Genomic DNA, 25,865 nt, shown 5'->3' on the forward strand with positions numbered 1-25,865 from the left:
ACTCAGTAGGACTTCGGCAGGCCGAGCGAGAACTGGGCCACGAAGTTGAGGGCCATCTGCTTGCTCACCGGCGCGATGTTCGACAGGCGCGACGCGGCCAGGGCCTGGACGAGACCGTACTCGTTCGCCAGGCCGTTGCCGCCGTGGGTCTGGATCGCCGTGTCCACCGCCCGGGCGGCCGCGTCACCGGCGGCGACCTTGGCCATGTTGGCGGCCTCGCCGGCGCCCATCAGGTCGCCCGCGGCGTAGAGCGCCGCGGCCTTCTGGGTCAGCAGTCGCGTCATCTCGATGTCGATGTGCAACTGCGCCAGCGGGTGGGCGATCGCCTGGTGCGCGCCGATCGGCTTGCCCCAGACGTCGCGCTCCTTGGCGTAGGCGACGGCCTTGTTGAGCGCCCAGCGCGCGGTGCCGGTGCCCATCGAGGCCGCCATGATGCGCTCGGGGTTGAGGCCGGCGAACAACTGCTCGAGACCGGCGTCCTCGCTGCCGACCAGGGCATCGGCGGGCAGGCGGATGTCGTCGAAGAACAGGGTGAACTGCTTCTCGGGACTCGTGATGCCCATCTCGATCTCCTGGGCGCTGAAGCCCTCGGCATCGGTCGGCACCATGAACAACGCGGGCTTGAGCTTGCCACTCCTGGCGTCGGCCGTGCGACCGACGACCAGCACGTGGCTGGCCTCGTCGACGCCGGAGATGTAGGTCTTGCCGCCCTTGAGGATCCAGCCGCCGTCCTCGGTCTTCGTGGCCGTGGTGACCAGGTTGTGCGAGTTCGACCCGGCATCCGGCTCGGTGATGCTGAAGGCGTACGTCTCGGTGCCGTCGGCCAGGCCGGGCAGCCAGCGCTGCTTCTGCTCGGGCGTGCCGTACTGCGCGATGACCGTGCCGACGATCGCCGGCGAGACGACCATCAGCAGCAGCGGGCAACCGGCGACCGCCAGCTCCTCGCACACCGCGGCGAGATCGCCGATGTCGCCGCCACCGCCGCCGAACTCCTCGGGGATCGAGACGCCGAGGTAGCCGAGCTTGCCCGCCTCGGACCACAGCTCGGTGGTCTTGCGACCGGAGTTCGCGGCGTCGTAGAAGTAGTGCTCGCCGTACTTGGCGCCCAGGGCCGCGACGGCCTTGCGCAGCTCGCGACGCTCCTCGGACTCGGTGAAGTTGCTCATTCTGCTTCCTCCTCGATGACGGCGAGGACGGCTCCGGCCTCGACCTGCTGCCCGACGGTGACCGCCAGGTTGCTGACGACGCCGTCGGACGGCGCCGTGATGGTGTGCTGCATCTTCATGGCCTCGAGGACGACCACGGGGTCGCCCTTCGAGACGCGATCGCCGTCGGCGACCTGGACCGCGGTGACCGCGGCGGGCATGGGGGCCAGCAGCGAACCCTCGGCGACGACGTCGGCGGGATCGACGAAGCGCGGCACCGGCGTCAGGCTCGTCGAGCCCTCCGGACCGTCGACGTCGACGTGCTTCTCGCCGGTCTCGACCCAGTAGCGGCGGGTGACGCCGTCGGCCTCGAGCAGCACCTCGGCCGCCGAGCCGAACGTGTCGAGCGAGACGACGGTGACCCCGTCGACGGTGAGCCGTCCACCAGCGCTGCGGTACCGGACGGGCTCGTGACCCTCGTACTCGCGCGTCAACGGCTGGCTCGGGACGTTGCGGAACCCGGCGGGGATGCGCGAGAGCACCCGCCCGGACGCGGCCGCGATCGTGGCCTCGGCCAGGGCTGCCGCGACGGGCACCAGCGGGTCGCCGGCCTCCGTCGTGATCCACGCGTCGGCGTGCTCCTCCAGCATCGAGGTCCACAGGTCGGCGTCCTGCACCGGCTGGGCCTCGAGGATCTGGCGCAGGGCCGACCGGTTCGTCGTGACACCGTGCACGCTCGACCGACGCAGTGCGTCGACCAGGATGCGCAGCGCCGTGGTGCGGTCAGGACCGTGCGCGATGACCTTGGCGATCATGGCGTCGTAGTGGATGCCCACGACGCTGCCCACCTCGACCGCCGAGTCGACGCGGACCGTCTCGGGGAAGTCGAAGACGCGGATCGCGCCGGTCTGGGGCGACCAGTCGTCGGCCGGGTCCTCGGCGTAGAGGCGCACCTCGATGGAGTGGCCCTGCGGCGCCGAGACCTCGCCCTCGAGCGGCTTGCCCTCGGCGATCGCGATCTGCGCGGCGACGAGATCGATGCCGTGCACCTGCTCGGTGACGGGGTGCTCGACCTGCAGACGGGTGTTCATCTCCAGGAAGAAGACTCGGTCGCCGTCGACGAGGAACTCGACCGTGCCGGCGCCGCGGTAGCCCACGGCCTCGGCGGCCGCCCGGGCCGCGGTGTGCAGGGTCTTGCGCGCCGTGTCGGACAGGTTCGGCGCGGGCGCCTCCTCGACGACCTTCTGGTGACGACGCTGGATCGAGCAGTCACGGTCGCCGACGGCCCAGACGGTGCCGTGCGTGTCGGCCAGGATCTGCACCTCGACGTGGCGGGCGCGCGGCAGGTACGGCTCGACGAAGACGGTGCCGTCGCCGAACGCGGACTGGGCCTCGGCCTGCGCCTTGGCCAGCTCGCCGTCGAGGTCCTCCAGCCGCTCGACCACGCGCATGCCGCGACCGCCACCGCCGGCACTGGCCTTGACCAGCAGCGGCAGGTCGGCGTCCGTCACCGAGGCGACGTCGACCGAGAGGATCGGCACGTCGGCCGCGGCCATGATCTCCTTGGCGCGGATCTTGCTGCCCATCTGGTCGATGGACTCCGGGCTGGGGCCGATCCAGACCAGACCGGCCGCCTCGACCTCACGGGCGAAGGCGGCGTTCTCGGACAGGAAGCCGTAGCCGGGGTGGATCGCGTCGGCACCCGTGCGGCGCGCGGCGTCGATCACGAGGTCGCCGCGCAGGTAGGTCTCCGAGGGCGCGCTGCCGGGCAGGCGCACCGCGAGGTCCGCCTCGGCCACGAACGGCATGTCGGCGTCGGCGTCGGAGAACACGGCGACCGTCTCGATGCCGAGGTCACGGGCCGTGCGGAACACGCGGCGGGCGATCTCGCCACGGTTGGCGACGAGGACTCTTCTGATGGTCACCGGGTTGACTCCTTGCTGGACGGTGGAGGCGCTCACAGGCGGAACACCCCGTAGCCGCGGGCGCCCTCGACGGGCGCGTTGGCGATGGCGGACAGGCAGATGCCCAAGATGGTGCGGGTGTCGCGCGGGTCGATGACACCGTCGTCGTAGCCCAGGCCGCTGGTGAAGTAGGCCAGCGACTGCTCCTCGATCTGCTGCTCGACGAGGTCCTTGATGCCTTGGAACCCCTCGGCGTCGAAGGGGATGCCCTTGGACTCCGAGGACTGGCGGGCCACGATCTCCATGACGCCGGCCAGCTGCGCCGGGCCCATCACGGCGGACTTGGCGCCGACCCAGCTGAACATGAAGCGCGGGTCGTAGGCGCGGCCGCTCATGCCGTAGTGACCGGCGCCGTACGAGGCGCCCATCACGATCGAGATGTGCGGGACCTTGCTGTTCGAGACGGCGTTGATCATCTGCGCGCCGTGCTTGATGATGCCGCCCTGCTCGTACTCCGCACCCACCATGTAGCCCGTCGTGTTGTGCAGGAACAGCAGTGGCGTGTCGATCTGGTTCGCCAGCTGGATGAACTGCGCGGCCTTCTGGGCCTCCTGGCTGAAGAGCACGCCCTGGGCGTTGGCCAGGATGCCGATCGGGTGCCCGTGCAGCTGGGCGAAGCCGGTGACGAGGCTCTGGCCGTAGAGCGGCTTGAACTCGTCGAACTCGCTGCCGTCGACCAGGCGCGCGATGACCTCGCGGGGGTCGAACGGGATCTTCAGGTCGGTGGGCACGATCCCCAGCAGGTCCTCCTGGTCCAGCAGCGGCTCGCTGTAGACCGAGGCGGGCACCGGGCCGGCCTTGCGCCAGTTGATGCGGCGCATGATCTGGCGGCCGAGGCGGATCGCGTCGCGTTCGTCGACGGCCAGGTAGTCGGCCAGGCCGGACTGCTTGGCGTGCATCTGGGCGCCGCCGAGCGACTCGTCGTCGGACTCCTCGCCCGTGGCCATCTTCACCAGCGGCGGTCCACCGAGGAAGACCTTGGCGCCGCCGTCGACCATGACGACGTAGTCGCTCATGCCGGGCACGTAGGCGCCGCCCGCCGTTGAGTTGCCGAAGACCAGCGCGACCGTGGGACGGCGGTCCTCGCTGGCCTGCGTGATGTTGCGGAAGCTGGCGCCGCCGGGGATGAAGATGTCCTTCTGCGTCGGCAGGTCGGCGCCGCCGGACTCGACGAGGTTGATCGTGGGCAGCCGGTTCTCGGCCGCGATCTGCGCGGCGCGGAAGCCCTTCTTGACCGTGACCGGGTTGGACGAGCCGCCCTTCACGGTGGGGTCGTTGGCGATGATCATGCACTCGACGCCCTCGACGACACCGATGCCGGTGATGATCGAGCCGCCGACGGTGAAGTCGGTGCCCCAGCCGGCCAACGCGCCCAGCTCGAGGAACGGCACGTCCGGATCGACGAGCAGCTCGATGCGCTCGCGCGCGGTCAGCTTGCCCCGTTGGTGATGACGGTCCACGTACTTCTCGCCGCCGCCGGCCAGCGCCTTGGCGTGCTGCTCGGCGAGGTCGGCGACGCGTTCGAGCGCCACCTCCCGGTTCTGGGCGTACGCGGCCGACGTCGGGTCGACGGCGGTCCTGACTGCACTCATGCGTGGTCCTTCCACTGCAGGTCGACGGTGGTGTCGAGGTGGTCGATGAGCGAGGCGGCATCGGTCTCGATGCGCTCGCGGTCGGTGGGCGAGAGGGCTCGCACGGGGGTGATCTCCAGGCGGACCGGGTCGGCCTTGCGCTGGGGCTTGAGGCGGCGCCAGGTCCCGGCGACCACGCCGTCGAGCAGCGCCAGGTTGCCGCCCCAGACGTCGATGATGCCGTCGCGCGCGGTGGGCACCTCGTAGTGCGAGCGGTCCTGGTAGGCGATGACGAGCTCGTCGAAGAGGCTCAGCAGGAACGCGGTGCCGTCCGAGGTGGGCGCGTCGAACGCCTCGGGCTCGACCTGCTCGAACGCGCGCCGCGCGTCGGTGAGGGTCAGGCCGGCCCACCAGGCGAAGTCGCGGGCGGTGGCGGGCGCGTGTCCGGCCAGGTACATCGACGCGAGACGGACGAGCGCCTCGTCCCGGTCGATCGGCGCGGTGGGGATGCGCGACGCGTAGGGGACGAAGGTGTCCCAGCTGCCGCGGCGAGGGCCGGTCGTCACGATCTTGTCCAGCTCGGCGCCCATCGTGACGTGACCGAGCGCCATGCCCTTGAGCTCGACCCCGCGCTCGGCCAGGGCCGCTCCGATCTCCTTGCGGGTCAGCGGGACGTCCGCGGCCTCGACGATCTGGCCGACCAAGGCGACGAACCGGTCGCGGTCCTCGAGCAGACCGGTGGACCGCAACTGCGGGCGCGACTGCGCGCGGATCCGGTCGGCCGTCAGGTCGAGCATCCAGCCGAGGTCCTCGACGCGGACGACGTGCCACGTCGGGCGCAGCACGTGGTGACGCACGAGCGAGCCCTCGGCGATCTCGGCGGCGATGGCCTCACGGCTCGGGCGGTCCTTCGTGCGCCGGGCGAGCGACCACAGCGAGTCCTCGAACTCCTGGAACTGCACCGCGCCGAGGGTGCCGACGCAGGACGCGAGGTCCGGGAACGGCTCGCCGATCAACCGTTGCCGCGCCATCCGCTCTCCGCGGACCTGTGCTGGGCTCATGCCCGCCACCCCTCTCCACTTTTGGAAACGGTTTCACCTTCCACGGACGAAAACACGTGGATCCGTTTCCAAAAGTGGCGCGAGGGTGGGCGGCTGGGAGTCACTCAGTACCCCAGCAGCTTCGCGGCGAGATCCTTCATGACCTCGGTGGCACCGCCGCCGATGCCCAGGATCCGGGCGTCGCGGTAGTGACGGTCGATCTCGGACTCACGCATGTAGCCCATGCCGCCGAAGATCTGCACGGCCTCGTGGACGACGAACTCGGCACACGCGACAGCCTGGTTCTTCGCCACGACCGCGTCGAGGATCAGGGTCGGGTCGGACTTGGGGGTGTCGAGGGCGCGCTCGACGACCTCGCGGGTCAGGGCGCGGGTGGCAGCGGTCCGCGAGTGCATCTCGACGAGCTTGTGGCGGATGACCTGGCGGGCGATGAGCGGCTTGCCGAAGGTCTCGCGCTCCTTGGCGTACGCGGCCGCCAGGTCGAGGGCGCGCTGGGAGGTCGCGTAGGCCTGCGTCGCGAGGTTGATGCGCTCGCCGACGAACTGCTGGGCGATCAGGTAGAAGCCGCTGTTCTCCTCACCCACGACGTTCTCGACGGGGACGCGGACGTCCTCGAAGGAGAGCTCTGCGGTGTCGGAGCAGTGCCAGCCCATCTTGCGCAGACTGCGGCCGACGGTGAAGCCGGGTGTGTCCTTCTCGATGACCAGCAGGCTGATGCCGCCGTGGCCCTCGTCGCCCGTGCGGACGGCGGTGGTGACGAAGTCGGCGCGGACGCCGCTGGTGATGAACGTCTTGGCGCCGTTGACGACGTAGTGGTCGCCGTCGCGGACGGCGCGGGTGCGGATGTTGGCCACGTCGGAGCCGCCACCGGGCTCGGTGACGCCGAGGGCGCCGATCATCTCGCCGGCCAGCGTCGGGCGGACGTAGCAGTCGATCAGGTGGGTGTTGCCCGAGTCGATGATGTGGGGCGTCGCGATCGAGTGGGTGAACAGGCTGGCCTGCAGGCCCGTCGATCCACCGGCGGCCAGCATCGCCTCGGTGGCGATGCCGGCGTCGATCATGTCGCCGCCGTCGCCGCCTACCTCCTCGGGGAACCCGACGGCCAGGAAGCCGGCCTTCGCGGTCTTGAGGTGCAGCTCGCGCGGGAGCTCGCCGTCGTCCTCCCACTGGGCGATGTGCGGTGCGATCTCGGCACGGGTGAAGGCCTCGACGGCCTGGCGCAGCGCCTGCCGCTCGTCCGTGTTCCAGGGTTTCATGCGAGCAGCTCCTCGGGGATGGTGACGATGCGGGCGCGCAACCATTCGCCGAGCGCCTTGGCCTGGGGGTCGAAGCGCGTCGACGAGGCGACGCCCTCCCCCAGCAGGCCGTGCAGGATCAGGTTGATGCCGGACAGGTTCGGCAGCGGATGGACGTCGATCGCCAGGTCGGCCGCCTCGGGCAGCAGCTCGCGGACGCGGTCCTCGGTCAGGAAGGTCTCGAGCCAGGCGTAGGCGGCCTCGCGGCGCGGGTGGCTCGAGGGGATCCAGACGCCGACGTTGGCGTTACCGCCCTTGTCGCCCGAGCGAGCGTGGACGAGGCGGCCCAACGCGATCGGCTGCCCCGGGCCACTTTTGGAAACGGATCCACCATTCTCTGCCGAATTTGCGTGGATCCGGTTCCAAAAGTGGCTCTCGGGGTCGGCCGTGACGGCGGGCGGGGCGATCTCGGTGCGCGAGCCGTCGGCATGGACGACCACGTGGGGCACCTCGGCCTGGGGCACGTAGGCGGCCCGGTAGATGCCGTAGGGGGCTCCGCGGCCGGGAGGCGCGGTCATGGTGAAGCCCGGGTACGACGCGAGCGCGATCTCGACGGCGGCGCCACTGAACGCGCGGCCGACCTTGTCCTGGTCGCCGTCCTTGACGTGGCAGCGCAGGATCGCGGCGGCCGCGGGCTGCGAGGCCGGGTCACGGTGGTCGGTGCGCGCCAGGTCCCAGACGATCTCGGCGGGCGGGTTGCCGGCCAGAGCCGCCTCGATCTGGCGGCGCACCCATGCCGCCTTCTCCTCGATGTCGAGGCCGGTCAGGACGAACTCGACGCTGTTGCGGAAGCCGCCGAACGCGTTGAGACAGACCTTCGTGGTCGCCGGCGGCGCACCGCCGCGTACGCCCGAGATGCGCACCCGATCGTCGCCGTCGGCGGTCAGGTCGATGCTGGTCAGGTCGACCACGACGTCGGGGTTCAGGTACCGCTGGTCCTGGATCTCGTAGACGAGCTGGGCGGTGACCGTGTCGACCGTGACCGCGCCGCCGGTGCCGTCGTGCTTCGTGATGACGACGTCGCCGGTCTCGCTGATCTCGGCGAGGGGGAAGCCGAGCGGCCGGCTGGTGTCGATGTCGAGGAAGCCGCTGAAGTTGCCGCCCGTCGCCTGCGCGCCGCACTCGATGACATGGCCCGCCACGACCGCGCCGGCGAGCCGGTCGAAGTCCTCGCGGCCCCAACCGAACTCGGCGATCGCCGGCCCGACGACGACGGAGGCGTCCGTGACGCGGCCGGTGACGACGATGTCGGCGCCGGACTTCAGCGCCTCGGCGATGCCGAACGCGCCGAGGTAGGCGTTGGCGGTCAGCGCGTCGCCGAAGCCGAGCTCAGCCGAGCGTGCCAGCAGGTCGTCACCCTCGACGTGCGCCACCGAGACGTCGATCCCTTGCTCGGCGGCGACCTTACGAATGGCCTCGGCCAGGCCGGCGGGGTTGAGGCCGCCGGCATTGGCGACGATCTTGACGCCGCGCTCCTTCGCCAGGGCGAGGTTCTCGGTCAGCTGCTTGAGGAAGGTCTTGGCGTACCCGAGGTCGGTGCTCTTCATCCGGTCGCGGCCGAGGATCAGCATCGTCAGCTCGGCGAGGTAGTCGCCGGTCAGGTAGTCGAGCTCGCCGCCCTCGAGCATCTCGCGCATCGCCGAGAAGCGATCGCCGTAGAAGCCCGAGCAGTTGCCGACACGAAGAGTACGCACGGGATGAGTGTCCCCCGTCACAAAGAAACAGTCAAGCCTGCTTTTTAGTTACTTTGTCAGGGCGTGCGACTCTGCATACACTTCGGTATACGTATCTCGAAAGGTGCACCATGACCGTTCTGCTCTCCTACACGCCCAGCCCCCAGGGTGAGGCCGCCATTCCCGCCGCGATCCGCGAAGCGCAGCTGCGTGACGTGCCCCTCGTCGTGGTGAACGTGCTGCGGGGCGGAGCGCTCGTCGAGAACACCGCCAGCACCGAGCAGGACCTCGCAGCCGTGATCGAGGCGGCCGAGCAGGCCGGCGTGCCGGCGACGGCCTTCCAGATCGAAGAGGCCGATGTCGTCAGTGGCGTCCTGGAGGCCGTCCAGAAGTTCGACGCGCAGTTGCTGGTGATCGGCCTTCGCCGCCGCTCCCCCGTCGGCAAACTGCTGATGGGCAGCATCGCCCAGCGCCTCCTCCTCGAGGCCCCCTGCGCGGTGCTGACGGTCAAGCCCGCCGTCTGAACACCAGCCGAACGCCGGGGCAGGTGGTCGTGTGACCACTCGCCCCGGCGTTGTCGTCTGACGTCAGCGACCGACGCCGACGTACTGGTACTCGAGGTACTCGTCGATGCCCTCGCGGCCGCCCTCGCGGCCCAGGCCGGAGTGCTTCACGCCGCCGAACGGTGCGGCGGGGTCGGAGACGACGCCGGCGTTGACGCCGACCATGCCGAACTGCAGGCGCGGCACGAAGCGCAGCGCCCGGTCCAGGTCGGGCGTGTAGACGTAGGCGACCAGCCCGTAGGGCGTGCAGTTCGCCAGCGCAACGGCCTCGTCCTCGTCGGCGAACACCTGCACGGGAGCGACGGGACCGAAGATCTCCTCGGTCACCACGCGCGACTGCGCATCGACTTCGTCCAGGACGGTGGCGGGGTAGAAGTGTCCCGGGCCGTCGGGCAGCTCGCCGCCCACCACGACACGCGCGCCGCGCTCGACCGCGTCGGTCACCAGGCCGTGCACACGCGTGCGGCTGCGGTCGTCGATGAGGGGCCCGAGGTCGGTGTCGGGCTGGTCGCCCGCTCCGATCCGCAGCCGGCCCATGGCCCGGGCGAACTTCCGCACGAACTCCTCGTGGACGTCCTGGTGGACGAGGAAGCGGTTCGCGGCGGTGCAGGCCTCGCCGATGTTGCGGGTCTTGGCCGCGATCGCGCCCTCGACCGCGGCGTCGACATCGGCGTCCTCGAACACGATGAACGGCGCGCTGCCGCCGAGCTCCATCGAGCAGCGCAGCACGCCGTCCGCGGCCTGCGCCAGCAGCGCCTTGCCGACCGGCGTGGAGCCCGTGAACGACAGTTTGCGCAGCCGCGGGTCGGACAGCAGCGGCCCGGTCGTGGCGCCCGGGTCGGTGGTGGTGAGCACGTTGACCACACCGGCCGGGACGCCCACCTCCTCGAAGACCTTCGCGACGGCCAGGGTGGTGAGCGGGGTCAGCTCGGCCGGCTTGACGATGGCGGTGCAGCCGGCCGCGAGCGCCGGGCCGAGCTTGCGCGTGGCCATCGCCAGCGGGAAGTTCCACGGCGTGATCAGCAGCGACGGCCCCACCGGCCGGCGGTCGACCATCATCTTGAGCCGCCCCGACGGCAGCGTCCCGAAACGCCCGTCGATGCGGACGGCCTCCTCGGAGAACCAACGCAGGAACTCGGCGCCGTAGGTGACCTCGCCGCGCGCCTCGGCCAGCGACTTGCCCATCTCGGCGGTGATGAGCCGGGCGAAGTCCTCGGCGTGCTCGGTGATGAGGTCAAAGGCGGCGCGCAGCAGGTCGGCCCGCTCGCGCGGGGTCGTCGCGCCCCACGACTCCTGGGCGGCGTCCGCGGCGGCCAGCGCGGCCTGGCCGTCCTCGGCCGTACCCTCGGCGGCACGGGCGATGACCTTGCCCGTGGCGGGGTCCTCGACCTCGAAGGTCGCACTGCCGGACGCGGGCACCCAACGGCCACCGATGAACAGCTCGGCGGACTGACCGCCGAGCAGGGAGTCGATGAAGTCGGCAACGCTCATGGGGTCGGTCACTCCTGGGAGAAGTCGATGATCTGACGCAGCTCGGACCCGTCGGCCAGGTCGTCCATCGCGCGGTTGATGTCGTCGAGTGCGATGGTCGAGCTGACCAGGTGCTCCAGCGGCAGCTTCCCGGCGCGCCACAGGTCGACGAACACCGGGATGTCGCGCTTCGGGACGGCCGAGCCGAGGTAGCTGCCGACGATCGTGCGGCCCTCCGCGACGAGCGCCAACGGCGAGATCTCGACGAGGTCGTCCGGGCCCGGGAGACCGACCGTGATCGTCGAGCCGCCCGGTGCGGTCAAGGCGATCGCGGCGGCGAAGACTCGGCCGCTGCCGACCGCCTCGATGACGGCGTCGGCCGTGAAGCCGGAGTCGCGCGCCTCGTCGGGGGTCATCACCTCGTGCACACCGGCCGCCAGTGCCGCCTCGCGCTTGTGGTCCAACGGGTCGATGCCGACGACGCGGACGTCGTCGAAAGCCAGCGCGGTCAGCGCCGCGGCCAGGCCGACGCCGCCGAGTCCCACGACGGCCACGGTCTGGCCCGGCCGGGGCTTGGCGACGTTGATGACGGCGCCGCCGCCGGTGAGGACGGCGCAGCCCAGGACGGCCGCGACCTGCGGCGGCACGTCGTCGGCGACAGGGACGAGCGAGCGGTGGTCGACGACCGCGTGCGTGGCGAACCCCGAGACGCCCAGGTGGTGGGCAACCGGCGTGCCGTCGGCGCTCAGGCGGGTGCCGCCGGCCAGCAGCTCGCCGCCGCCGTTCGCGACGGAGCCCGGTGCGCACGGCGCGAGGCCGTTCGTGTCGCAGCCCGAGCAGTCGCCGCAGCGCGGCAGGAACGTCATGATGACGCGCTGACCCACCTCGAGATCGGTGACCTCGGCGCCCACCTGCTCGACCCGGCCGGCCGCCTCGTGACCGAGCAGCATCGGCACCGGGCGGGGCCGCTTGCCGTCGACGACGGACAGATCCGAGTGGCACACCCCCGCGGCCTCGACCCGCACGAGGACCTCGGTCGGACCGGGCTCTCCCAGTTCGAGCTCGGTCACGCGCAGCGGGCGCGAGTGGTCGAAGGGGGCGGCGTCCCCGATGCGGTCCAGGACGGCTCCACGGATCTTCATTGACACTCCTCGTCGGTCAGCGGGCGGTGAACACGGCGTCGCGGCGCTCGAGATTGGCCGCGATGCCCTCGGCACAGTCCTCGGTCTGCCACAGCCAGGTCTGCTCGCTGATCTCGTGCTCCAGCACCTTCGCGACATCGTCGGCGAGCGTGCCGCGCAGTGTCTTGCGGATGGACGCTACCGCGAGCGGGGCCCGGTTCGCGATCGTCTCGGCCCACTCGATCGCCGCCTCGCGGATGCGATCGGCGGGGACGAGCTCGTCGACCAGGCCGATCTCCTTGGCCTGCGCGCCGGTCAGCCGGGCCGAGGTGATGAGCAGACGCGAGGCCTGCTGCTCACCGACGATGCGCGGCAGCGACACGCTCAGCCCGAAGCCCTGGTGGAAGCCCAGCGACGAGAAGTTCGCGTGGAACCGGCTCGACTCGGCCGCGACCCGGAAGTCGGCGGCGCACGCGAGGCCCAGGCCACCACCGACGGCGGAGCCCTGCACGGCGGCGATCACCGGGACCGGGATCTGGAACATGCGTGCGGCGGCGGCGTAGATCCGACGCGACGACTCGACGCGCGCCTCGGCCATGTCGCCCTCGGCGAAGTTCGCGCCGGCGCAGAAGTGCTTGCCCGCCGAGCACAGCACGATGGCGCGCACGCCCTCGGCGGCCAGCTGGTTGCCGGTGTCGGCGAGGAAGGTCAGGACCTCGACGTCGAAGTAGTTCGTCGGCGGCCGGTTCACCTCCAGGATCGCGATGTGGCCCTGGCGGGTGACGTTCACGGCATCGCTCATGCGACGACTCCTTCTTCACGGTGGCGGGCGATCAGCCCGGAGAGAGCGGGGGCGGCCAGGGCCCACGACGCGACGGCGTCCTCGACCTCGGCCTGGGACTGCCAGCGCTGGCGCCAGGACTGCACGCGACGCGTCAGGAACTGCAAGGGGTACTCGCGCGTCATGCCGATGGCACCGTGCGCCTGGTGCGCGGAGCGGGCGGACTGCACGGCGTTCTGCGCGGTGACGGCCGTGGTGGCCAGCACCTCGAACTCGCCGCCGCCGATGGCCAGGGCGCCGGTCGCGCGGTCGACGCAGACCTGCGACATCGCCGAGTTCTGGGCCAGCGTGACGGTGTGCAGCTGCACGGACTGGAACGAGCCCACCGGCTTGCCGAACTGGTGGCGCTCGGCCACGTAGGTCTTCGTCAGCTCGAACATGGCGCGGGTCAGCCCGGCCAGCACGGCGCTGCGCAGCAGCGCGGCACGCCGCAGGACGGCCTCGCGCGAGAGTTCGAGCGGGGCCACCTGGACCGCAGCGTCGGTCGCGACGACCGAGGCGACCGGGGTGCCGTCGATGTCGGTGTACGACTCGAGGATCGCGTCCTGCGGCCGCAGGACGGCGACGACGTCGGCACCGGAGAGGTCGCGCGCCAGCAGGACGATCGCGGTCGCATCGCTGGCCCACGTCACGTCGGGCAGGGTCGCGGTCAGGTGCCCGGCGTCCACGACGACCGGGTCACCGGACAGGCCGGCGACGGTCAGCGGACCCTCGATCTGACCCAGGTCCGAGTGCGCGAGCAACCACGCGGCGAGGTGGTGCTCGACGAACGGCGCGGGCGTGGCGCGGCGGGAGGCCTCGCCGACGAGGGCGACCAGGTCGGCCAGCGAGCCGCCGGCTCCCCCGCGCTCCTCGTCGATGCCGATGGACGGCAGGTCGAGGGACTCGGCCTTCTTCCAGACGTCGGCGGCGTACGTGCCGGAGCGCTCGGCCGCGTCGATGACCTCGGGGGTCACCTCGGTGGCGAAGAAGTCCTCCAGCATGTCCCGCAGGTCGGGATCCACTTCGTGGCTGATGGCGCTCATGCGTTCCTCAATCCCTTCGAGATGACCGAGCGGAGGATCTCGTTCGTGCCGCCGCGGATGGTCCACGACGGGGCGACCTGGACGGCCGTCGCGAGCAGGCGCTCGTACGGGTCGGCCGAGTCGGGACGGGGCGTGCGGCCCCAGCGACGGACCATCAGGTCGGTGCAGTCCTGCTCGAACCGGGTCGCCATCTCCTTGATGAGCGCGGCCTCGGTGACGGGGTACTGGCCAGCGTCGACCATGCGGGCGACGGCCAGCGACATGCCCCGGAACGCCCAGGCGCGAGCGGTCAGCGCGCCCAGCTCGGCCGCGTACTGACCCTCGGCCAGCTGCGCCTCCTGGCGGACCCAGCGGTTCAGCAGTGCCATGACGGTCATCCAGCGGTCGACGCCACCGCGCTCGAGGGCGAGCTCGCCGGTGTTCTGCGACCAGCCGGCACCGACCTCGCCGAGGCGGCGGTCGTCGGGGACGAAGACGTCGACGAACGAGAGCTCGCAGAAGTCCTTCGTGCCGTCGATGAACTCGATCGGCGAGACGGTCAGGCCGGGCGTGTGCCGGTCGATGATGAACTGCGTGAGGCCGCGGTGACGGTCCTCGGACGTGCGCAGCAGCGCCACGATGTGGGTGGCCGTGTAGGCGCCGGTGGTCCAGATCTTGGTGCCGTTGATGCGCCAGCCGCCGTCGACCTGTTCGGCGCGGGTGCGCACCGAGGCGAGGTCGGAGCCGGAGTCGGGCTCGCTCATGCCGATCGAGAACGAGTACTCGCCCGAGGCGATGCCGGGCAGGAACGTCTGCTTCTGCCACTCCGTGCCGTTGGCGGCGATTCCCGGACCGAACTGGCGGTCGGCGATCCAGTGGTAGCCGACGGGGGCGCCGCGAGCCAGCAGCTCCTCGACGACGACGAGGCGGTCGACCGCGGTGCGGCCGTGGCCGCCGTACTCGCGCGGCAGGGACATGCCGATCCAGCCCTGCGCGCCGAGATCGCGCGAGAACTCAGGATCGACGGCCCCGTTCATGCCCAGCCCGAGCGGGTAGGACCCCTCGGGCAGGCGCTGGTCCAGCCAGTCACTGACCTCCTGCTTGAGCTCGCGCTCAGCGGGTGTCAACTCGGTCGCGGTGAGTCTCATGCCAGCCCCTTGACCGTATCGGACGCCTCCGCACCGGACGGCCGGCCGGCGTGGGAGGGAGCGAGCTCGCGGAGCACCTCATCGGTGTGCTCGCCGATGAGCGGCGCCGGACGACGTACGCCGCCCGGAGTCTGGGAGAAGTTCGCCATCTGCGGGATGACGCGCCAGCCACCCGCGGAGGGGTGCTGGGCGACCTCGAGGTCGTCGACGAGGTCCTGCAGGCTCGCGACGCGCGTGGCCGGGATGCCGACATCGCGGCAGAACCGCAGCCATTCCTCGGTCGTGCGCTGCGGCGCGACCTTGCGGACGTCGCGGTAGAGCGAGTCGGAGTGGCTCAGCGTGGCGCGCTGGTCGACGTAGCGCGGGTCGGACTCGGCGCCCTCGATCCCCGCCTCGGAGAACAACTGGGCGTAGTGCCGCGGCAGGTACGGGAAGAGGTGGACCATCCCGTCCTTCGTCGGGTGGGGGCGGCGCTCGGGAGAGAGCACGCGCGGGTAGCCCGAGGCGGGCTTGCCGGGCTCGCTGACGGGCGGCTCGGCCATCGCGCCGCTGCCGTGCTCGGCGAGCATGAACGCGGCGGTGGCCTGTTGCATGGGGACCTCGACGTGCTGGCCCTCGCCGGTGCGCTCACGGTGGAACAGGGCGGCGACGATGGCCTGGGCCATCACGAGACCGCAGACCTTGTCGGCGAAGATCGTCGGCAGCAGCGAGGGCTGGCCGGTGACGCGCTCGACCATGTCGGCGACGCCGCTGGCGGCCTGGATGATGTCGTCGTACGCGGGCTCCTCGGAGCGGTCGCTGGCCAGCGGGAAGCCCTGGGCCTGGCAGTAGACGAGGTCGGGACGCAGCTGGCGCAGGGACTCGTAGTCCAGGCCGAGGCGGGTCAGCACCTGCGGGCGCATCGTGGCGACGACGACGTCGCACTGCGGCACGAGCTCGGCGATGACGCGGCGGCCTTCATCGGACTTGAGGTCGATGTCGATCGAGCGCTTGTTGCGCAGGAGGTTCAACGCGATCCCGGACAGCTCCGCGTGCGGGCCGGGGCCCATGACGCGGTTGGTGTCGCCGCCGGGTGCCTCGACGAGGATCACGTCGGCGCCCTGGTCGGCCAGCACCTGGGTGGCCAAGGGGCCCATGACGACACGGGTCAGATCCAGGACGCGGATGCCTGAGAGAGGTCCTGAGGGAGTGGTGTCCTCAGCGGCCATCGTGGTCACCTTTCGTGGGGTGCTCAAGAACATGCATGAATGTATACTATTATGAATGCTACCCTCGGATCGTCCGAGAGATCAAGGCGGGAGGCCCGATGACCATCGAGGAATCACGATCCCTGGACGCGACTTTCCGGTCGCGGCTCGAGACGGGAGCGCTGTCGTTCCAGACGTGTTCGCAGGCCCATGCGGTGTTCCCTCCCCGCCCCGTCTGCCCCACCTGCGGCTCGACCGAGCTGACATGGGGCGAGAGCGAGGGTCACGGCACGATCTACTCCGCGACGACGATCTCGCCGCGCGGCGTGGACCCGTACACGGTGGTCGTCGTCGACATCGATGAGGGATTCCGGATGATGTCACGCCTCGACGGCGAGGACGCGCTGAACGCCAAGATCGGCGACCGCGTCGTGACCGACATCCGCCCGGCCGCCGCCGATGGCGAGCCGCTGCCCTTCGTCCGACTGGAGGCCACCCGATGAGCACCACCGAGAAGAGCCTGCGCGGCAGCACCTCGATCGTCGGCGTCGGCGAGGCCGGACTGGGCGAGGTCGGCCCGGGCGTCTCGGCGCTGCAGATCGCCGGGGAGGCCTCGCTGGCCGCACTGGCCGATGCCGGCCTCAAGCCCTCGGACGTCGACGCGGTCTTCTGCCACTCGGCGTTCTTCACGTTCCCCGCGACGACCTTGAGCGAGTACCTCGGCCTGACGCCGCGGTACGTCGACACCACCGCCACCGGGGGCAGCTCGTTCGTCGCCCACCTGCGTCACGCGACCGCTGCCATCACCTCGGGCATGGCAGAGGTCGCGCTGATCGCGTACGGCAGCAACCAGCGCTCGCACTCCGGCGGTCTGGCCACCTCGGGCGCCAACCTGGTGCCGTCGTACGAGGCGCCGTTCCAGCCGCGGATGCCGGTCTCGGGCTACGCACTGGCCGCGGCTCGCCACATGCACGAGTACGGCACGACTCGCGAGCACCTGGCCGAGATCGCGGTGGCCGCGCGCAAGTGGGCCCAGCTGAACCCTGCCGCGTTCATGCGCGACGAGCTGACGATCGACGAGGTGCTGGGCGCGCGCATGGTGTCCACTCCCCTGTCGGTGCGTGACTGCTGCCTGGTCACCGACGGCGCCGGCGCGGTCATCGTGACCTCGACGGAGCGGGCCCGCGACCTGGGCAAGCCGCTGGTTCCGGTGCTGTCGGTGGCCGAGGCGTCGCGCCACATGAACATCTCGACGACGCCCGACCTGACGACGACGGCGGCCAAGGAGTCGGGCGCCCGCGCGTTCGAGCTGGCCGGACTGGCGCCGTCCGACGTCGACGTGGTCGAGGTCTACGACGCGTTCACGATCAACACGCTGCTGTTCCTCGAGGATCTGGGCTTCTGCGCCAAGGGCGAGGGAGGCGACTTCGTGTCGGACGGCGGGATCGCCCCGGGCGGACGGCTGCCGGTGAACACCAATGGCGGCGGCCTGTCGTACACGCACCCGGGCATGTACGGGATCTTCCTCATCATCGAGGCGGTCCGGCAGCTGCGCGGCGAGGCCGGCGACCGTCAGGTCTCCGATGCCCACGTCGGGCTCGTCCACGCCAACGGCGGCGTGCTGTCGAGCCAGGTGACCGCGCTGCTCGGTGACGCCACCACCCTCTGACCTCTTCCCGATCACTCAGCACTTTTCACAAGACGTAGGAGCACTTTCATGACTGGAGTTCTGCAGGACCGCGTCGCGGTCATCACCGGCGCAGGCCAGGGCATCGGCCGCGCGATCGCCGAGCGCTACGCGGCCGAGGGCGCGAAGGTCGCCGTCACGGACATCGACGGCGCCCGCGCTCAGGAGGTCGCCGACGCGATCAACGCCAACGGCGGCACCGCGATCGGCGTGGCCAACGACGTCTCCAGCCGCGAGTCGGTCAACGCCGCCGCCGCCGAGATCGTCGAGAAGCTGGGCACCATCACGATCCTGGTGAGCAACGCCGGCGTCACCCGCCCCGCGATGCTGTGGAAGATGACCGACGAGCAGTGGGACATCGTCCAGGCCACGCACGTCAACGGCTCGTTCTACTGGCTGCAGGCCGTCACGCCCGGCATGCGCGAGCTGAAGCAGGGCCACATCATCTTGACCAGCTCTGCCGCCGGCATCAACGGCACGATCGGCCAGATCAACTACGCCACCGCCAAGGCCGCCCTGCTCGGCATGATGCGCTCGGCCTCCAAGGAGCTCGCCCCGGCGAACATCATCGTCAACGCCGTCGCCCCCGCCGCGGCCACGCCGATGACCGAGACGATCCGCACCGACGAGCGCTTCAAGGACAAGTACCTCGAGTCCATCCCCCTGGGCCGCTGGGCCGAGCCCGAGGAGATCGCCGGCGTCTACGTCTTCCTCGCCTCGCCGGACTGCAACTACATGACCGGGCAGACGTTCTCGGTCGACGGCGGCCGCGTCCCCGTCCGCTGAACCCTGCCCCTCGCCGAAGCCCCCGCACCGATTGGCGCGGGGGCTTCGTCGTTCATGCCGATCAAATTCAGTCGAGCCCGAGCATAGAACGGGCTACCTGACCATAGACTCCGTCTGACATGAAGACGATGCTGAAACGAACCGCATGGCTCGCCGCCATAGCCTGCACATTTGGCATCGGGTGGATCTGCGGGTTTGCGGCCCACGACTTCGAGCAGTGGACCATCTTGCCCGCGAAACATTGGACACCGGAGTGGGTCACAGCGATCGGGCAATGGGCAGGTGTCGCGGGCGGGTTGGGCGCAGTGGTTTTCGCCGCTGCGGCGTGGACGGCATCCTCCGGCATGCTGAAGCTGGAATATGAGAGAGACCGTTCGATCGAGAACCGAGAACTTCGCAATCTCGTCGCTTGGAACATAGGGCCCACCGGTTCCAGTGGCACCGCTCGCACGGGCGACAGGGAGTACGCCTGGATCATGTACAAGGTGGAGGTCAAGAACGAAGGTCGGTCACCGGTCTACGACCTTCGCGTGGGCCTTGCCCGTCAAGGCGTCTTGCCCGCGGAGGATACCCCCGATGTTCAGCAGGTGGACCTCCTTCTTCCGCAGGAATCGAAGATGCTTGAACTCAGTTGGGAAGGTAAGCCGCCTCTCCTCGGGGACTCCGATCAAACAGTTTCTCCTTGGGTCTCGTTTACAGACGTCGACGAGCGCCGTTGGACTCACCACAGGGGCCGGCTCACCGAGGGCGAAGGTCTTCCCGTCGCACGCGACTAGATGAGGTTTGAATGGCGTCTTGGCGGCGACGCAGGCAACCGAGACGATCCGCACCACTGAGCGGTTCAGGGACAAGTGCCTCGAGTCGATCCCTCTAGGCGGCTGGGCCGAGCCCGAGAGACCGCCGGCTTCCATGTCTTTCCCCGGACCCACGGCAGCAAGATGACCAGTTAGACGCCCTCCGTCGACGTCGGACGCGTCCCAAATACAGAACCCGGCTCGACGATACGTTCCACGCCAGCCGGTGCGGCAATTCCTCCGTACGGCCACCGTGGCCCGGTTCGCTCAGCCGGAGACGCCCACCACGACGTTCCAGGGCTGCACCTCCCCACGAATCGCTTCGCAACGCGTAAACGTCAGTTAGATTGCCTCAGTGGAGCACCTCTTCTTTGGCTACGCCGAGTCTGACAGCAATGCACGTGAATGCCTCCAGCGCGTGTCCACTCGAGTTGCCGACTTCGCGAGTGTGGCCCAGTCCGTCACCTGGGAAGACCTCAGAGTTGACGGCAAGCTGATCATTAACGACATCCTCGACGCGATTGCGAAATGTACGATCGGGGTCTTCGATGTCACGAGCCTGAACAACAACGTGTTGTTCGAGCTCGGAGTCGCGATTGGGTCGGGTAAGCGCGTCGTCATCACCCGCGAAGCGGATAACCAGACCGCCGACAGGATCTTTCGCGAGTTCGCACTACTGACCACTACTGGATTCACCGGGTACATCAACTCAGACCAGCTGGTGTCTTCCATGACGGAACTCATTGCGAGCCCACCCCCACCACTGCTTGATTCACTCCTCGGCGAAGTGGACAACCCTGTAGTAGCAGATCAACTGCTTTACGTACCCAGCATGAGAGAGGACGAGTCGTCGCGTGAGCTTTCAAGGCTCGTCGAACGGCACGAGAGTCTGCAAGTTTTCCGGTTGGAGTTGGACGAACACGGAACCTCCCCACTTGCCTGGCTCACGCAGCAGATTTACAATAGTCCGTTCGCGCTCTTTCACCTCACACCGCCTGAGGCGTACCTTTCGGAAACCTCGAACCGCCGTTGCGCCCTCTTGTCAGGTATTGCACTAGGAATGTCGCATCAAATTCGTCTCGTGATGCACAGCAAAGTCGCAGTCGCTATGGACTATCGAGATCTGCGGATTGCGTTCACCAATTCCCGGAACTTGGTAGACCGTGCCGAAACGTGGCTCACGGGCCTGAAGTTCGAACGAAACGTCTCCAAACGCGTGAGGAAGCATCTTCCTGCCGAACTAGCAGCGCTGCGATTCGGAAACCACGTGGCCGAGGCTGACGCCAGCGGCTTGGAGACTTACTTTGTCGAAACGCGCGACTTCCTCGATGTCATGGAGGGTACCGCGACGATCTTCACCGGCCGGAAAGGCACTGGGAAAACCGCCAGCATGCTCCGCGCCGCCTCGGAGCTCCAGGAAGACGCGCGGAATCTGGTGTGCGTAATCAAACCAGCATCCTACGAACTCGAAGCATTGTGCGACTTGCTGGGAAAGATCCGCGTGTCCCACATCGGGAGTTACCTGATCGAAGGCATTTGGAAATACCTTCTCTACACAGAGGTCGCCGGAGCGCTTATTCGCCACGTAGAATCCACTCCGGCCGGAGTACTCGCCGGATCGCCGATCGACGACGTGAGGAAGGCACTCGAAGAGGTTCATCAGGGCCACAACGCGTCCTTCTCGAAGCGCCTCGAAGACCTCTTGAGAAACCTAGACGTTCACTTCGACCAACTAGTCGAACAATCGGGGATCGACGAGACTCGGCAGGCTATTGGGCGCGCGCTCTACGGTGGCCACATAAGCAGGCTTCGAAGCCTCCTTGCTTCCGCTCTCGCAGACAAACGACGTGTGGCCGTTTTGATCGACAATCTCGACAAGGCTTGGGAGCGTGGCGCTGACCTAGAGACTATGTCGTCGGTCATTTTCGGCCTGCTGACTGCGGTTGGGCGCGTATCTGAGGAGTTCTCCCGAGAATCCGGAAAGGACGACAAGAAACTTCGCTTTACACTCACGGCCTTCTTGCGGAGCGACATCTACGCATACGTGCGCACACAGGCACGTGAGCCGGACAAGATCAACGCCTCGGAAATCGAATGGCGCGACGCGGATCTATTGTCCCGCGTCCTTGAGGACCGATTCATCGCGTCCCGCAACGGGAAGTCCGCCGCTTTGGACTTGTGGACCGAGTACTTTGCACCAGAGATTCGTGGCGTGGATTCGCGTCGCTACATCTTGTCGCGTGTCCAGCCGAGGCCCCGCGACCTGATCTTTTTCGCTAACGCCGCTGTGCTGGCCGCTACAAATGCACGAAATCACCTGATTGGCGTAACGGACGTTGATAAAGCGGAGACCGCCTACAGCCAATTCGCGTATGAAGCTCTCTTGGTGGAGGGCGTCGCCGTGGGCATCGACATGGAAGAACTTCTCATGTCCTTCGTGGGCGAGAACTCGCGGCTTTCCGAGGGGGAACTTCGCGACGTCATGGAGGAGGGCGGGCTTCCTCGTGAGGCTCATGCAGAGTACATCCGCATCCTCCGTCAGCATGGATTCTTGGGTCTTCAGGTAGCGCCTGGATCTTTTGATTACGGCGGGACGCCAGGCGAAATGCAGAAGGCGCATATCTTGGCTACGAAGTTCCAGAAGACTGCAGGCGGACCACGCTTGTACGAAGTGCACCCTGCATATCGGCGCCACCTCCTGGTTGAGGAACGAACCTGAGGTGGTTCGTCGCGCGCCTCGACTCCGCCTTTACGAGCAGTCCCATAAATCCCCCAGCGCGCGGCACAGATTACGCAAACGAAATCGGGATCGGAATCGCAGGCGGGACGACGCGAGTCAGCGAGGTCCACGCGCTCCGTGGCCGCGACGATGCGCTGCTTCACGTTCTGTGGATCCATCCTGACCCCAGAGCAGGGCAGCGCCGACGAGCGCATTGGCCGCGCCCCACGCCAAGTTCGCTAGGCACCCGGACAGACCTTCCAGGACGGTTCGGTGAACGGCATGGGTAACGGGCGGCCGATCAGACCGGCGACACCGTGGGTACCACGTTGACAAGGTCTGCGCCGGCAGCGCGGGTCAGGATACTCCGAAAGCGCATACGTCGCCTTGGGACGACAGAGGACCATTGTTGGGGTTGCCTTGGCTGGGGTTGCGCTCACGCATGAATCGCCGTGTCGTGTCTAGCGGGGAGTGCCCGGTGCCATGTCCGAGGTGATGGGTGCCTGCAGCAGTCCGGCGAGCGCGTCACACAGGAAGATGCCCGCCTCGGCCCAGCGCGCCGGTTCACCGGACCGCTCGGCGAGCTCCTCGATCTGCGCACACGTGGTGCTGATGATCTGTGCCGTCAGTTGGGCCCGCGCCCGGACCACGTTCGCGTCGAGGTGGGCCAGCCGCTGGACGACGGAGCCCGCGACGGCACCGGCCATCGGGTTGCCCAACGGCCCGGACCGCAGCAGCTCGGCCGTCGGCGGGTCGTGGAGCGCCTGGTCGAGGAAGCGCGCGCGCCACGAAGGCGTCGGCAGCTCCGCCAAGGCCGACGTCAGCGGGATCACCGCTGACCGGATGTCGCCCAGTAACGAGTCCGACTCCTCGAACATCGCGCGACGACGAGGCTCGAGACCGGACTGGTGCCGTTCGAGGAGGGCCTCGATCAGGCCGCGACGACCACCGAAGTAGTAGCTCACCGCCGAGTGGTTGGTGTTGCCGGCGGCGTCGGCGATCTGACGGTCCGAGACCGTCGAAATGCCGTGCTCGGCGAACAGGCGCTCGGCGGCGTCGAGCAGGAGGTTCCGGGCGTTGGGGCGCGCCATGAGTTCCTTCCGCGAGCCGAGGTGACGAGGACAACCCTAGCGAGACCCCGCCGAATTAAGCCAAGTGCCTTACGCTGGAACGTGGCGGTTCCACCGGCCATCCCCCTTTTCACCCTTCGCGCCTGTGCGCGCCTCGAGGAGTCACCCGTGTCAGCAGACCCAGCAACGGCCGAGCCGCGCGCCCAGGAGAAGTACCCGCCGCCCCCGCCGGAGACGCCGGCCGAGCGCAAGGGCCGCCTCATCGCGCTGTTCGTCATGCCGTTCCTGATCGTCACGATGATGTACGCGACGTACATGGGGACGATGCACAACCCGCACCCGCGCGACCTGCCGGTCGCCGTCGTCGGCCAGGGTGAGGCCGCCCGGCAGCTCGCCACCGGCCTCGAGGCCGACTCCGGCGGTGCCCTCGAGGTCCGTCGCGTCGAGAGCGCGGCAGCGGCTGAAGAGCTGATCCGGGACCAGGAGATCGGCGGCGCGATCGAGGTGCCGGCGTCCGGCACGGTCGCGAAGGTCCACCACGCCATGGCCTCCGGTGCCTCGCAGGCCACCACCGTCGACAAGCTCCTCGTGCCGGCAGCGGTCGCCAACGGGTGGCAGGTCGAGACCAACGACGTCGTGCCCCTGCCGGAGTCCGACGGCACCGGCACCATGGTGCTGTTCGCGGCGATGGGCATGATGTTGGCCGGATACGTGCCGCTGAGCACGCTCCTCGCCGGCCTGCCGAACCTGCTGCGCGTGCGGCGCTTCCTTCCGATCGCCATTGGCTGGGGCGCCCTGACCAGCTCGCTGATCTGGCTCATCCTGGGACCCGTCGTCGGAGCGGTCGACGGGCACTACCCGCTGTTCCTGGGCGTCGGAACGCTCGCGGTGGTCGCGGTCGGCGTCTCGCAACTGCTGTTCACCAAGGTGCTCGGTCCGTTCGCCGTCCTGCTGGGCATGCTGCTGTGGGTGATCTTCGGCGTTCCGTCGTCGAACCTGGCGATGTCGGTCCACACCATGCCCGAGTTCTTCCAGTGGATGCACGAGATCCTGCCGCTGCCTGCTGCCGGCGAGGCGCTCCGGTCGGTCATCTACTTCGATGGCGACGGCTTCGGCAGGCACGTGCTGACGCTCGCCGCGTGGCTGGTCGTCGCGCTCGTCCTGGCCATCGTGAAGGAGCGCCGCTCCGGCCACCTCGTCGTGGGCGGCCCGCTCTACACCGAGCCGGACGCGCCACTGGCCGCCCTGCCGGGAGGCCCCGTGGCGCCCTACCGCACGCGCTTGGTGGCGGTCGCGATGTTCCCGCTCGCCATCATGATCACGGTCGTGACCTTGATGAGCTTCTCGATGCACGAGGCCAAGGTCGCCGACATGCCCGTCGCCGTGGTCGGCCCCGCCGCCCAGGCCGGCGCCTTCGTCGACGGCGTCGAGCCGCAGCTCGGTGAGTTCGTCGACCTGCGGGTCGTGGACTCCGCGGCCGAGGCCGAGGACCTGGTCCGCAGCCAGGAGATCGTGGCGGCCTACGTGCTGCCGACGGCGGCCGGGCAGGACCCGACGCTGGTCACGGCCGGTGGCGCGGGCTCCAGTCAGCAGTCGGCCGTCACGCAGATGTTCGAGGCCGTCGCCGCCGGGTCGGGATCCGAGCTGGCGCACGACGACATCGCCCCGCTGAGCGACGACGACGTCAACGGCAGCAACAGCCTGTACGTCGGCATGGGCTGGATCATGGCGGGCTTCCTGTTCTTCGCCGTGATGCGCGGCGGCGCCCCGGACCTGACCCGCACGCGCCAGCTGTTGCCGCTGGTGGCGGGCTGGTCCGTGGGGATCTCGGTATGGCTCTGGTTCCTCTACGACGTCCTGATCGGCGCCGTGAACGGCCACCCCCTGGAGCTGATCGGCTTCGGTGCCCTGACGGTCTTCGCCGTCGCGTGGGCGAGCGCGGCGGTGATCAGGGTCTTCGGACTGGGCGGCCTGGTCCCGGTCATGATCGTCGTGATGCTGGCCGGCGTGCCCGCGTCCGGCGGTGGCCTGTCGCTCTACATGGTGCCGGAGTTCTTCCGTCCGCTCGCCGACATCCTGCCCCTGCCCGCGGCCGTCGACATCGCCCGCTCGGTGGTCTACCTGGACGGCGTCGGCATCGGTGGCGACGTCATGGTCATCGCGATCTGGGGCCTGGTCGGCCTCGCGGTGAACTTCCTCGTCGTGGATCCCTGGCTCAACCGCGACGGAGTGCGCCCGCCGGCGCCCCTGGGCCCGCGCCACATGCCCGAGCGAGGCAAGGCGAAGGCACCCGTCGACACCGAGGACGACCTCGTCGTCGCCGCCGCGGAGCCGCGCCGCCCGGGGTCGCGCCGCCGGAACTGAGCGATCAGCTCGGGCGCCTCGTCGGAGGCGCCCGAGCTTCTCCTCAGCTCACGGGGACGACGTACGACTCCACCTCTGCGACGAGGTCGCCGCGGAAGGTGAACAGGTCGCTGTAGACGAAGCCGAAGCGGCCAGCCTGGCGGTGGTGGCCCACTCCAGCACCGGTGATCACGATGACGTCGCCGGCCTCGATGGTGCGGTCGACCGTGAGCTCCGGGCTGCCCGCGAAATCCGGGTTCTCGATCTCGGAGTCGAACTCCGCCTTCCCGGTCGTGGTGCGCACGCCGTGCACGTGCCACACGACGTCATCAGTCAGACAGCCGAGCACCATCTCGTGGTCGCTACGGCGGAACCCCTCCATGTAGCGATCGAGCACGTCGAGGCGCTTGCTCTTCGTCATGG

The 25,865-nt window shown here is 69.1% G+C and carries 21 protein-coding genes; 7 read left to right on the forward strand and 14 right to left on the reverse strand.

Translation table 11 applies throughout. The annotated features are described in order from the left end of the window. Positions 1 to 2 precede the first annotated feature (2 nt). The 6 genes from GL325_RS14975 to GL325_RS15000 form a co-directional block, all read right to left on the reverse strand. Entirely contained in the window at positions 3 to 1,166 is a 1,164-nt protein-coding gene (locus GL325_RS14975) for an acyl-CoA dehydrogenase family protein (protein WP_154597440.1), read from the reverse strand. Further along, positions 1,163 to 3,070 carry a biotin carboxylase N-terminal domain-containing protein gene (locus GL325_RS14980; RefSeq protein ID WP_187770058.1) on the reverse strand — a complete coding sequence of 636 codons (1,908 nt, stop codon included), beginning with the start codon at positions 3,068 to 3,070 and terminating at the stop codon, positions 1,163 to 1,165. Before GL325_RS14980 ends, GL325_RS14975 begins: the two co-directional genes overlap by 4 nt. Before the next feature lie 32 nt (positions 3,071 to 3,102). After that, complete coding sequence (locus GL325_RS14985; RefSeq protein ID WP_187770059.1) at positions 3,103 to 4,701, reverse strand: acyl-CoA carboxylase subunit beta; 1,599 nt, start codon at positions 4,699 to 4,701, stop codon at positions 3,103 to 3,105. Continuing rightward, positions 4,698 to 5,741, reverse strand: a complete 1,044-nt coding sequence (locus GL325_RS14990; RefSeq protein WP_187770060.1) for a winged helix DNA-binding domain-containing protein — start codon at positions 5,739 to 5,741, stop codon at positions 4,698 to 4,700. The genes GL325_RS14985 and GL325_RS14990 overlap by 4 nt, the downstream gene beginning before the upstream one ends. 104 nt (positions 5,742 to 5,845) lie before the next feature. Then, entirely contained in the window at positions 5,846 to 6,997 is a 1,152-nt protein-coding gene (locus GL325_RS14995; RefSeq protein WP_187770061.1) for an acyl-CoA dehydrogenase family protein, read from the reverse strand. Beyond that, complete coding sequence (locus GL325_RS15000) at positions 6,994 to 8,730, reverse strand: acyclic terpene utilization AtuA family protein (protein ID WP_187770062.1); 1,737 nt, start codon at positions 8,728 to 8,730, stop codon at positions 6,994 to 6,996. The genes GL325_RS14995 and GL325_RS15000 overlap by 4 nt, the downstream gene beginning before the upstream one ends. Before the next feature lie 110 nt (positions 8,731 to 8,840). Here GL325_RS15000 and GL325_RS15005 point away from each other — a divergent pair, with 110 nt between their 5' ends. Next, the gene (locus GL325_RS15005) at positions 8,841 to 9,233 is read left to right on the forward strand and encodes a universal stress protein (protein WP_187770063.1); all 393 of its coding nucleotides are present in this window, start codon (positions 8,841 to 8,843) and stop codon (positions 9,231 to 9,233) included. 63 nt (positions 9,234 to 9,296) lie between these two features. On the opposite strand, the gene GL325_RS15010 is transcribed toward GL325_RS15005, so the two are convergent. Genes GL325_RS15010 through GL325_RS15035 form a run of 6 tightly spaced genes read right to left on the reverse strand, consistent with a single transcriptional unit; the run spans position 9,297 to position 16,064 of the window. Then, on the reverse strand, positions 9,297 to 10,763 hold the full coding sequence (locus GL325_RS15010) for an NAD-dependent succinate-semialdehyde dehydrogenase (RefSeq protein ID WP_187770064.1): 1,467 nt from the start codon (positions 10,761 to 10,763) through the stop codon (positions 9,297 to 9,299). A gap of 8 nt (positions 10,764 to 10,771) precedes the next feature. Continuing rightward, positions 10,772 to 11,884, reverse strand: coding sequence for an alcohol dehydrogenase catalytic domain-containing protein (locus GL325_RS15015; RefSeq protein ID WP_187770065.1), 1,113 nt, complete (start codon positions 11,882 to 11,884; stop codon positions 10,772 to 10,774). Between the two features lie 16 nt (positions 11,885 to 11,900). After that, positions 11,901 to 12,665 carry an enoyl-CoA hydratase/isomerase family protein gene (locus GL325_RS15020; protein ID WP_187770066.1) on the reverse strand — a complete coding sequence of 255 codons (765 nt, stop codon included), beginning with the start codon at positions 12,663 to 12,665 and terminating at the stop codon, positions 11,901 to 11,903. Then, positions 12,662 to 13,729: an acyl-CoA dehydrogenase family protein gene (locus GL325_RS15025; RefSeq protein ID WP_187770067.1), complete on the reverse strand. Its 1,068-nt coding sequence runs from the start codon at positions 13,727 to 13,729 to the stop codon at positions 12,662 to 12,664. The genes GL325_RS15020 and GL325_RS15025 overlap by 4 nt, the downstream gene beginning before the upstream one ends. Then, a complete protein-coding gene (locus tag GL325_RS15030) occupies positions 13,726 to 14,856 on the reverse strand; it encodes an acyl-CoA dehydrogenase family protein (RefSeq protein WP_187770068.1) in 1,131 nt (376 codons plus the stop codon). Before GL325_RS15030 ends, GL325_RS15025 begins: the two co-directional genes overlap by 4 nt. After that, a complete protein-coding gene (locus tag GL325_RS15035; protein ID WP_187770069.1) occupies positions 14,853 to 16,064 on the reverse strand; it encodes a CaiB/BaiF CoA-transferase family protein in 1,212 nt (403 codons plus the stop codon). Before GL325_RS15035 ends, GL325_RS15030 begins: the two co-directional genes overlap by 4 nt. A gap of 98 nt (positions 16,065 to 16,162) precedes the next feature. Here GL325_RS15035 and GL325_RS15040 point away from each other — a divergent pair, with 98 nt between their 5' ends. From GL325_RS15040 to GL325_RS15060, 5 genes are all read left to right on the forward strand, one after another. Further along, positions 16,163 to 16,546: a Zn-ribbon domain-containing OB-fold protein gene (locus GL325_RS15040; protein WP_187770070.1), complete on the forward strand. Its 384-nt coding sequence runs from the start codon at positions 16,163 to 16,165 to the stop codon at positions 16,544 to 16,546. Beyond that, positions 16,543 to 17,712 (forward strand): acetyl-CoA acetyltransferase, encoded by a 1,170-nt coding sequence (locus GL325_RS15045; RefSeq protein WP_187770071.1) that lies wholly within the window; start codon positions 16,543 to 16,545, stop codon positions 17,710 to 17,712. The genes GL325_RS15040 and GL325_RS15045 overlap by 4 nt, the downstream gene beginning before the upstream one ends. A gap of 48 nt (positions 17,713 to 17,760) precedes the next feature. After that, positions 17,761 to 18,516 (forward strand): SDR family NAD(P)-dependent oxidoreductase, encoded by a 756-nt coding sequence (locus tag GL325_RS15050; protein WP_187770072.1) that lies wholly within the window; start codon positions 17,761 to 17,763, stop codon positions 18,514 to 18,516. Between the two features lie 119 nt (positions 18,517 to 18,635). Then, a complete protein-coding gene (locus tag GL325_RS15055) occupies positions 18,636 to 19,292 on the forward strand; it encodes a hypothetical protein (protein ID WP_187770073.1) in 657 nt (218 codons plus the stop codon). 373 nt (positions 19,293 to 19,665) lie between these two features. After that, on the forward strand, positions 19,666 to 22,029 hold the full coding sequence (locus tag GL325_RS15060) for a P-loop ATPase, Sll1717 family (protein WP_187770074.1): 2,364 nt from the start codon (positions 19,666 to 19,668) through the stop codon (positions 22,027 to 22,029). Between the two features lie 461 nt (positions 22,030 to 22,490). On the opposite strand, the gene GL325_RS15065 is transcribed toward GL325_RS15060, so the two are convergent. Further along, positions 22,491 to 23,120: a TetR/AcrR family transcriptional regulator gene (locus GL325_RS15065; protein WP_187770075.1), complete on the reverse strand. Its 630-nt coding sequence runs from the start codon at positions 23,118 to 23,120 to the stop codon at positions 22,491 to 22,493. 147 nt (positions 23,121 to 23,267) lie between these two features. Between GL325_RS15065 and GL325_RS15070 the strand changes: the two genes are divergently transcribed. Next, positions 23,268 to 25,463 carry an ABC transporter permease gene (locus GL325_RS15070; protein ID WP_187770076.1) on the forward strand — a complete coding sequence of 732 codons (2,196 nt, stop codon included), beginning with the start codon at positions 23,268 to 23,270 and terminating at the stop codon, positions 25,461 to 25,463. 43 nt (positions 25,464 to 25,506) lie between these two features. Here the strand turns inward: GL325_RS15070 and GL325_RS15075 are convergent, their stop codons facing one another. Continuing rightward, positions 25,507 to 25,863 (reverse strand): nuclear transport factor 2 family protein, encoded by a 357-nt coding sequence (locus tag GL325_RS15075; RefSeq protein ID WP_187770077.1) that lies wholly within the window; start codon positions 25,861 to 25,863, stop codon positions 25,507 to 25,509. Positions 25,864 to 25,865 lie beyond the last annotated feature (2 nt).

The sequence above is a fragment of the Aeromicrobium sp. 636 genome, assembly GCF_024433585.1.
In the GTDB taxonomy this organism is placed as follows: domain Bacteria; phylum Actinomycetota; class Actinomycetes; order Propionibacteriales; family Nocardioidaceae; genus Aeromicrobium; species Aeromicrobium senzhongii.

What these genes read in the sequence shown, in the direction of transcription:
- GL325_RS15030 (WP_187770068.1), bottom strand. Translation starts at nt 14,856, where the DNA reads ATGAGACTCACCGCGACCGAGTTGACACCCGCTGAGCGCGAGCTCAAG.
- GL325_RS15025 (WP_187770067.1), bottom strand. Translation starts at nt 13,729, where the DNA reads ATGAGCGCCATCAGCCACGAAGTGGATCCCGACCTGCGGGACATGCTG.
- GL325_RS15040 (WP_187770070.1), top strand. Translation starts at nt 16,163, where the DNA reads ATGACCATCGAGGAATCACGATCCCTGGACGCGACTTTCCGGTCGCGG.
- GL325_RS15015 (WP_187770065.1), bottom strand. Translation starts at nt 11,884, where the DNA reads ATGAAGATCCGTGGAGCCGTCCTGGACCGCATCGGGGACGCCGCCCCC.
- GL325_RS15020 (WP_187770066.1), bottom strand. Translation starts at nt 12,665, where the DNA reads ATGAGCGATGCCGTGAACGTCACCCGCCAGGGCCACATCGCGATCCTG.
- GL325_RS15010 (WP_187770064.1), bottom strand. Translation starts at nt 10,763, where the DNA reads ATGAGCGTTGCCGACTTCATCGACTCCCTGCTCGGCGGTCAGTCCGCC.
- GL325_RS14985 (WP_187770059.1), bottom strand. Translation starts at nt 4,701, where the DNA reads ATGAGTGCAGTCAGGACCGCCGTCGACCCGACGTCGGCCGCGTACGCC.
- GL325_RS15065 (WP_187770075.1), bottom strand. Translation starts at nt 23,120, where the DNA reads ATGGCGCGCCCCAACGCCCGGAACCTCCTGCTCGACGCCGCCGAGCGC.
- GL325_RS15075 (WP_187770077.1), bottom strand. Translation starts at nt 25,863, where the DNA reads ATGACGAAGAGCAAGCGCCTCGACGTGCTCGATCGCTACATGGAGGGG.
- GL325_RS15050 (WP_187770072.1), top strand. Translation starts at nt 17,761, where the DNA reads ATGACTGGAGTTCTGCAGGACCGCGTCGCGGTCATCACCGGCGCAGGC.
- GL325_RS14995 (WP_187770061.1), bottom strand. Translation starts at nt 6,997, where the DNA reads ATGAAACCCTGGAACACGGACGAGCGGCAGGCGCTGCGCCAGGCCGTC.
- GL325_RS15045 (WP_187770071.1), top strand. Translation starts at nt 16,543, where the DNA reads ATGAGCACCACCGAGAAGAGCCTGCGCGGCAGCACCTCGATCGTCGGC.
- GL325_RS15005 (WP_187770063.1), top strand. Translation starts at nt 8,841, where the DNA reads ATGACCGTTCTGCTCTCCTACACGCCCAGCCCCCAGGGTGAGGCCGCC.
- GL325_RS15035 (WP_187770069.1), bottom strand. Translation starts at nt 16,064, where the DNA reads ATGGCCGCTGAGGACACCACTCCCTCAGGACCTCTCTCAGGCATCCGC.
- GL325_RS15055 (WP_187770073.1), top strand. Translation starts at nt 18,636, where the DNA reads ATGAAGACGATGCTGAAACGAACCGCATGGCTCGCCGCCATAGCCTGC.
- GL325_RS14975 (WP_154597440.1), bottom strand. Translation starts at nt 1,166, where the DNA reads ATGAGCAACTTCACCGAGTCCGAGGAGCGTCGCGAGCTGCGCAAGGCC.
- GL325_RS14990 (WP_187770060.1), bottom strand. Translation starts at nt 5,741, where the DNA reads ATGAGCCCAGCACAGGTCCGCGGAGAGCGGATGGCGCGGCAACGGTTG.